A 7,699-nucleotide genomic window follows, 5' to 3' on the forward strand; every position below is an offset into this window, starting at 1 on the left:
CAAACCGCATGAGATTATCAGAAAAAAGCCGGCCGATTGGCCGGCTTTTCAATTACATCACCAGGCGGCGAATATCAGACAGCATATTGTTGATGATGGTGATAAAGCGAGCCCCATCAGCGCCGTCGATTACGCGGTGGTCGAAGGAAAGAGACATTGGCATCATCAGACGCGGCGTGAACTCTTTACCGTTCCAGACCGGCTCCATTGCAGACTTGGAGACACCCAGGATAGCCACTTCTGGCGCGTTAACAATCGGCGCGAAGTGAGTTGTCCCGATACCACCCAGGCTGGAGATGGTGAAGCAGCCGCCCTGCATTTCGCCAGCGGTCAGCTTGCCGTCGCGAGCTTTTTTGGAGATAGCCATCAGTTCGCGAGACAGCTCGGTGATGCTCTTCTTGTTCACGTCTTTGAAGACCGGAACAACCAGACCATTCGGGGTATCAACCGCCACACCGATGTTGATGTATTTTTTCAGCGTCAGCTTCTGGCCATCTTCGGACAGGGAGCTGTTGAAGCGAGGCATCTGCTCCAGCGCGGCCGCAACGGCTTTCATGATGAACACCACAGGGGTGAACTTCACGTCCAGCTTACGCTTAGCGGCTTCGTCGTTCTGCTGCTTACGGAACGCTTCCAGATCGGTGATATCGGTTTTGTCGAAGTGGGTAACGTGCGGGATCATCACCCAGTTACGGCTCAGGTTAGCACCAGAGATTTTCTGGATGCGGCCCATTTCCACTTCTTCGATTTCGCCGAACTTGCTGAAGTCTACTTTCGGCCATGGCAGCATGCCCGGCAGACCGCCGCCGGTCGCAGCCGGAGCTGCTTCAGCGCGCTTAACAGCGTCTTTCACGTAAGCCTGAACGTCTTCGCGCAGGATACGACCTTTACGGCCGGTGCCTTTCACTTTCGCCAGGTTAACACCGAACTCGCGAGCCAGACGACGGATCAGCGGAGTCGCATGAACGTACGCGTCGTTTTCAGCGAATTCAGATTTGCCTTCTGCTTTAGCAGCTGGTGCCGCGGCTTTTGCTGCCGGGGCTGGTGCCGCAGCGGCTGGAGCTGGTGCAGCAGCCGGGGCCGCAGCAGGCGCAGCGCCTTCCACTTCGAAGACCATGATCAGGGAGCCGGTAGACACTTTGTCGCCGGTGCTGATTTTGATTTCTTTCACGGTACCGGCGAATGGCGCAGGTACTTCCATGGAAGCTTTGTCGCCTTCAACGGTAATCAGTGACTGCTCAGCGGCAACTTTATCGCCCACTTTGACCATCACTTCAGTGACTTCAACTTCGTCACCGCCGATGTCCGGGACGTTAACTTCTTTCGAGCCAGAAGCCGCAGGCGCAGCGGCGGCGGCCGGAGCAGCAGCCTGTGCTGGAGCGGCCGCAGGTGCAGCACCCGCCACTTCGAAGACCATAATCAGAGAGCCGGTAGACACTTTGTCGCCGGTGCTGATTTTGATCTCTTTAACCACGCCCGCGAACGGAGCCGGTACTTCCATAGAGGCTTTGTCGCCTTCTACGGTGAGCAGAGACTGTTCAGCGGCAACGGTGTCGCCCACTTTCACCATGATCTCGGTAACTTCTACTTCGTCACCGCCGATGTCCGGCACGTTAACGTCTTTTGCGCTCGCGGCAGCAGGTGCTGCGGCCGGCGCGGCTTCTTTCTTCTCTTCTGCCTTAGCAGGTGCAGCGGCTGCTGCACCTTCGGCGGAATCGAAAATCATAATCAGTTTGCCGGTCTCGGTTTTGTCGCCGACAGAGACTTTGATCTCTTTTACGACGCCAGCCTGTGGAGACGGAACTTCCATAGAGGCTTTGTCGCCTTCTACGACGATCAGCGACTGTTCAGCTTCAACTTTGTCGCCAACTTTGACCAGGATCTCGGTGATTTCAACTTCATCAGCGCCGATGTCTGGTACTTTGATTTCGATAGCCATTGTCTCTTTACCTCTTACGCCAGACGCGGGTTAACTTTTTCTGCATCGATGTTGAATTTGGTAATTGCGTCTGCAACTACTTTCTTATCGATTTCGCCACGTTTAGCCAGTTCGCCCAGGGCCGCTACGACCACGTAAGAAGCATCAACTTCGAAGTGGTGACGCAGGTTTTCGCGGCTGTCAGAACGACCGAAGCCGTCGGTACCCAGTACGCGATAATCATCAGCTGGTACGTAAGTACGAACCTGCTCGGCGAACAGTTTCATATAGTCAGTAGAAGCTACCGCTGGAGCGTCGCTCATCACCTGAGCGATGTAAGGAACGCGCGGAGTTTCCATTGGGTGCAGCATGTTCCAGCGCTCACAGTCCTGGCCATCACGTGCTAGTTCGGTGAAGGAAGTTACGCTGTACACGTCGGAGCCCACGCCGTAGTCGTTCGCCAGGATCTGAGCTGCTTCACGCACGTGACGCAGGATAGAACCGGAGCCCAGCAGCTGAACTTTACCTTTGCTACCTGCAACGGTTTCGAGTTTGTAGATACCTTTACGGATACCTTCCTCGGCACCTGCTGGCATAGCCGGCATGTGGTAGTTTTCGTTCAGGGTGGTGATGTAGTAGTAAATGTTCTCTTGTGCTTCACCGTACATACGGGTCAGACCATCGTGCATGATGACGGCCACTTCGTACGCGTAAGACGGGTCGTAAGAGATACAGTTAGGGATAGTCAGAGACTGAATGTGGCTGTGGCCATCTTCGTGCTGCAGACCTTCACCGTTCAGGGTCGTACGACCGGAAGTACCACCTACCAGGAAGCCGCGAGCCTGTTGGTCGCCAGCCTGCCAGCACAGGTCACCGATACGCTGGAAACCGAACATGGAGTAGTAGATGTAGAACGGAATCATCGGCAGGTTGTTGGTGCTGTAAGAGGTCGCAGCAGCCAGCCAGGATGCGCCTGCACCCAGTTCGTTGATCCCTTCCTGCAGAATCTGACCTTTCTCGTCTTCTTTATAGTATGCAACCTGCTCACGGTCCTGCGGGGTGTACTGCTGACCGTTCGGGCTGTAGATACCAATCTGACGGAACAGACCTTCCATACCAAAGGTACGCGCCTCATCGGCGATGATTGGAACCAGACGGTCTTTGATAGACGGGTTCTTCAGCATCACGTTCAGGGCACGAACGAAGGCGATGGTGGTGGAGATTTCTTTGTTCTGCTCTTCCAGCAGCTGAGAGAAGTCTTCCAGCGCTGGCAGTTCCAGTTTTTCAGAGAAGTTTGGCTGACGAGCAGGCAGGTAGCCTTTCAGCGCCTGACGACGTTCGTGCAGGTACTTGTGCTCTTCAGAGCCTTCAGGGAAGGTGATGTAAGACAGGTTTTCTACCTGCTCATCGGACACTGGAACGTTGAAACGGTCGCGGATGTAACGCACGCCGTCCATGTTCATTTTCTTCACCTGGTGAGCGATGTTTTTACCTTCTGCGGTATCGCCCATGCCGTAACCTTTGATGGTGTGGGCCAGGATAACGGTCGCTTTACCTTTGGTGTCCTGCGCTTTTTTCAGTGCAGCGTACACTTTCTTCGGATCGTGACCACCACGGTTCAGCGCCCAGATCTGCTCATCAGTCCAGTCAGCAACCAGTGCAGCGGTTTCAGGATATTTACCGAAGAAGTGCTCACGTACGTAGGCGCCGTCTTTGGATTTGAAGGTCTGGTAGTCGCCGTCAACGGTTTCGTTCATCAGCTGGATCAGTTTACCGCTGGTGTCTTTACGCAGCAGCTCATCCCAACGACCGCCCCACATCACTTTGATAACGTTCCAGCCAGCACCGCTGAAGATGCCTTCCAGTTCGTTGATGATCTTACCGTTGCCGGTGACCGGACCATCCAGACGCTGCAGGTTACAGTTGATGATGAAGCACAGGTTGTCCAGCTTCTCACGGGTCGCGATAGTAATCGCCCCTTTAGATTCTGGCTCATCCATTTCACCGTCGCCCAGGAAGGCGTAAACGGTTTGCTCGGAGGTGTCTTTCAGGCCACGGTGTTCCAGATATTTCAGGAATTTAGCCTGGTAGATAGCACCGATTGGGCCCAGCCCCATAGAAACGGTCGGGAACTGCCAGAATTCTGGCATCAGTTTAGGGTGCGGGTAAGAAGACAGACCTTTACCGTGAACTTCCTGACGGAAGTTGTTCATCTGCTCTTCGGTCAGACGCCCTTCAAGGAAGGCACGTGCATAGATGCCCGGAGAGATGTGGCCCTGGAAGTACACCAGATCGCCGCCATCTTTCTCGTTGGCTGCACGGAAGAAGTGGTTAAAGCACACTTCGTAAACGGTGGCAGAAGACTGGAAGGAAGCCATGTGGCCGCCCAGCTCCAGGTCTTTCTTGGATGCGCGCAGAACGGTCATAATGGCGTTCCAGCGGATAGCAGAACGGATACGGCGTTCCAGATCCAGATTGCCCGGATATTCCGGTTCGTCTTCAACGGCAATGGTGTTCACATAGTTGCGAGCACCTGCAGAAGCAGCGACTTTCACGCCGCCTTTGCTGGCTTCGGACAGCAGCTGATCGATCAGATACTGTGCACGCTCAACACCTTCTTCACGGATAACCGATTCGATCGCCTGTAGCCAGTCGCGAGTTTCAATCGGATCCACGTCATTTGGGAAACGTTCTGACATGGGGGTATTCCTTATCTGTCTAATACGTTGATTATCTGGAACCTGTCCCATTGTATTTTCACGAGAAAACACAATAAGACAGGTTCTGTGTTTAGTTGCCGCGCGCTAAAGTTTGGCGCTTAATCCTTACGTTGCTGAAGGAGACGGAGAGAGCGTTCACGACGACTCTGCTCGCGGCTACGATCCAGCAATATTTCCTCAATAAACGCCAGGTGACGGTGCGACGCTTCTCGCGCCTGCTCCGGCTGGCGAGCCATAATCGCCGCAAAAATGCTGGCGCGATGGCTGCTCACTTGCGCCAACATCTCGCGGCGCGCGTAGAGCAATTCAAAATTCTGGCGAACGTTTTGTTCGAGCATCGGCTCCATGCAGCGCAATAAATGCAGAAGCACAACATTATGCGCGGCTTCGGTTACGGCAATTTGATACTGCATGACGGCATCGGCTTCGGCGTCTAAATCACCGGACTCCTGAGCCTGCTGGATAGCGACATGGCAATCACCAATGCGCGAGAGGTCTTCTTCCGTACCGCGAAGCGCCGCGTAATAGGCCGCAATCCCCTCAAGTGCATGACGGGTTTCTAGCAGATCAAACTGGGATTCGGGGTGGTCTGATAGCAGTTCAACCAGCGGGTCACTCAGGCTCTGCCAAAGGTTGTTCTGAACAAAAGTACCGCCGCCCTGGCGACGAAGCAGCAAACCCTTCGCTTCGAGACGCTGAATGGCCTCGCGCAATGAAGGACGGGAAACATCGAATTGTTTCGCCAGTTCGCGTTCAGGTGGAAGTTTTTCGCCCGGGCGCAGAGTGCCCTCAAGGATGAGAAACTCCAGCTGCTGCTCTATCACATCGGATAATTTGGGTTGGCGGATTTTGCTGTAGGCCATCGTTCCCTATCTCTGCCATGAGCTCGGAGTCAATTGGTAAGACCAATTTCACGTTCGTGAGGCTAAAAGTAACAAAGTATTCACCTTCTGTCCATATTGGTTTTGATTGAAATCATGAAAGCAGGCACATTTTAACAATAATAAGAGTATGGCTTTTCAAACCCGTAACCTGTCGCACAAGCCACGTTTACTCCTTAAGTGGCAATGTTAACGTTTATGAAACGATATATTTTTCAATCGCAACCGATAACGCCTGCAAAAAAGCGGCATATTCATGCAATGAAAACGCATGCCAAAGGAAGCCACAGATCGGCTTTTGCCCTCGCCCTTTTTTACAAATGGTTTCTTTTTACCCAACTCGTCAGAGCAGTGACAGAAAGCAGGTGCAAAGGCGCTCGCTTAACACTATTCTTTGCGATGCGGTAGCCCTATCCGCAAAATTCATAATTGATAGCCGTAAAAAAAAGACTACACATTACGGAATACAACAATTACATCCGCGTCAATGTAGCGCAGACATTAACCACTACGAGGTTACATGATGGAAGGTCAACAGCACGGCGACACGCTGAAACGCGGCCTTAAAAACCGCCATATTCAGCTTATCGCGCTGGGTGGAGCTATCGGGACGGGCCTGTTTCTGGGCAGCGCATCCGTCATCCAGTCCGCAGGTCCGGCAATTATTCTCGGCTATGCCATCGCCGGGTTTATCGCTTTTTTAATTATGCGCCAGCTGGGTGAAATGGTCGTTGAGGAGCCGGTAGCCGGGTCATTCAGCCATTTCGCTTATAAGTATTGGGGCGGTTTCGCGGGCTTCGCTTCAGGCTGGAACTACTGGGTACTGTACGTCCTGGTTGCCATGGCTGAGCTGACGGCAGTCGGCAAATACATCCAGTTCTGGTGGCCGGAGATCCCTACCTGGGCCACGGCGGCAGTGTTCTTTGTCGCTATCAACGCCATCAATTTAACCAACGTTAAAGTCTTTGGTGAGATGGAGTTCTGGTTCGCCATTATCAAAGTGGTGGCCGTTATTGCCATGATTCTGTTCGGCGGCTGGCTGCTGTTTAGCGGCAACGGCGGCCCGCAGGCTTCCGTGAGCAACCTCTGGGATCAGGGTGGTTTCCTGCCGCACGGCATCACCGGGCTGGTCATGATGATGGCTATCATTATGTTCTCCTTCGGCGGCCTTGAGCTGGTCGGTATTACCGCCGCCGAAGCAGATAATCCTGAAGTGAGCATTCCAAAAGCGACCAACCAGGTTATCTACCGTATTCTGATTTTCTATGTGGGTTCGCTGGCGATTCTGCTGTCTCTGCTGCCGTGGACTCGCGTCACCGCCGACACCAGCCCGTTCGTTCTGATCTTCCATGAGCTGGGCGATACCTTCGTTGCCAACGCGCTGAATGTCGTGGTGCTTACCGCCGCGCTGTCGGTTTACAACAGCTGCGTTTACTGCAACAGCCGTATGCTGTTCGGCCTGGCGCAGCAGGGTAACGCGCCGAAGATGCTGAAAAACGTCGATAAGCGCGGCGTGCCGGTGAACACGATTCTGGTTTCCGCTGGCTTTACCGCCCTCTGCGTGCTGATTAACTACCTGGCGCCTGAATCGGCCTTCGGTCTGCTGATGGCGCTGGTGGTCTCGGCTCTGGTGATCAACTGGGCAATGATCAGCCTGGCACACATGAAGTTCCGCCGGGCAAAACAGCAGCAAGGAGTCAAAACCCGCTTCCCTGCCCTGTTCTATCCTTTAGGAAACTGGGTCTGCCTGCTGTTCATGGTTGCCGTGCTGGTCATCATGCTGATTACGCCGGGCATGGCTATCTCGGTTTACCTGATTCCGGTATGGATTGCGATTCTGGGCGTGGGTTACTTCCTTAAGCAGAAGAACCTGAAGGCGGTTAAAGCCTGATAAACAAAACGCCCCGCAAATATGGACTGACCCCATAAAGTTGGACAGTTCATGTTAAGCGGCTATCGGGGTCTGGGTTCGGTATTCTACCGGACTCAGGCCTTTTAATTTCAGACTGATCCGCTCGTTGTTATAGTAATGGATATAGTCCTCTATCGCCTTCCTCAGTTCATTCAGATCGCTGAACCTGTTCAGGTAAAAACACTCCGATTTCAGTGTGCCGAAGAAGTTCTCCATCACCGCATTATCCAGACAGTTTCCTTTGCGCGACATACTTTGTGTCATGCCC

Annotated in this window: 5 protein-coding genes; 1 reads left to right on the plus strand and 4 read right to left on the minus strand. The window is 53.5% G+C overall.

The window, feature by feature from the left end; all coding sequences use genetic code 11:
- Positions 1–52: 52 nt before the first annotated feature.
- The 3 genes from aceF to pdhR form a co-directional block, all read right to left on the minus strand.
- Positions 53–1,939 (minus strand): pyruvate dehydrogenase complex dihydrolipoyllysine-residue acetyltransferase, encoded by a 1,887-nt coding sequence (gene aceF, locus HX778_RS04785; RefSeq protein ID WP_176981401.1) that lies wholly within the window; start codon positions 1,937–1,939, stop codon positions 53–55.
- 14 nt (positions 1,940–1,953) lie between these two features.
- Complete coding sequence (gene aceE, locus HX778_RS04790; protein ID WP_038475522.1) at positions 1,954–4,617, minus strand: pyruvate dehydrogenase (acetyl-transferring), homodimeric type; 2,664 nt, start codon at positions 4,615–4,617, stop codon at positions 1,954–1,956.
- A gap of 119 nt (positions 4,618–4,736) precedes the next feature.
- Positions 4,737–5,501, minus strand: coding sequence for a pyruvate dehydrogenase complex transcriptional repressor PdhR (pdhR, locus tag HX778_RS04795; protein ID WP_038475525.1), 765 nt, complete (start codon positions 5,499–5,501; stop codon positions 4,737–4,739).
- Between the two features lie 538 nt (positions 5,502–6,039).
- On the opposite strand from pdhR, the gene aroP reads away from it, so the two are divergent.
- Entirely contained in the window at positions 6,040–7,410 is a 1,371-nt protein-coding gene (gene aroP / locus HX778_RS04800; protein ID WP_176981402.1) for an aromatic amino acid transporter AroP, read from the plus strand.
- 54 nt (positions 7,411–7,464) lie between these two features.
- Here the strand turns inward: aroP and HX778_RS04805 are convergent.
- Positions 7,465–7,699 (minus strand): IS3 family transposase (locus HX778_RS04805; RefSeq protein WP_176981403.1); only part of this gene is annotated, 235 nt, incomplete at its 5' end.

Origin of the sequence: Cedecea sp. P7760, assembly GCF_013386425.1 — a bacterium.
Lineage (GTDB): Bacteria > Pseudomonadota > Gammaproteobacteria > Enterobacterales > Enterobacteriaceae > Cedecea > Cedecea selenatireducens.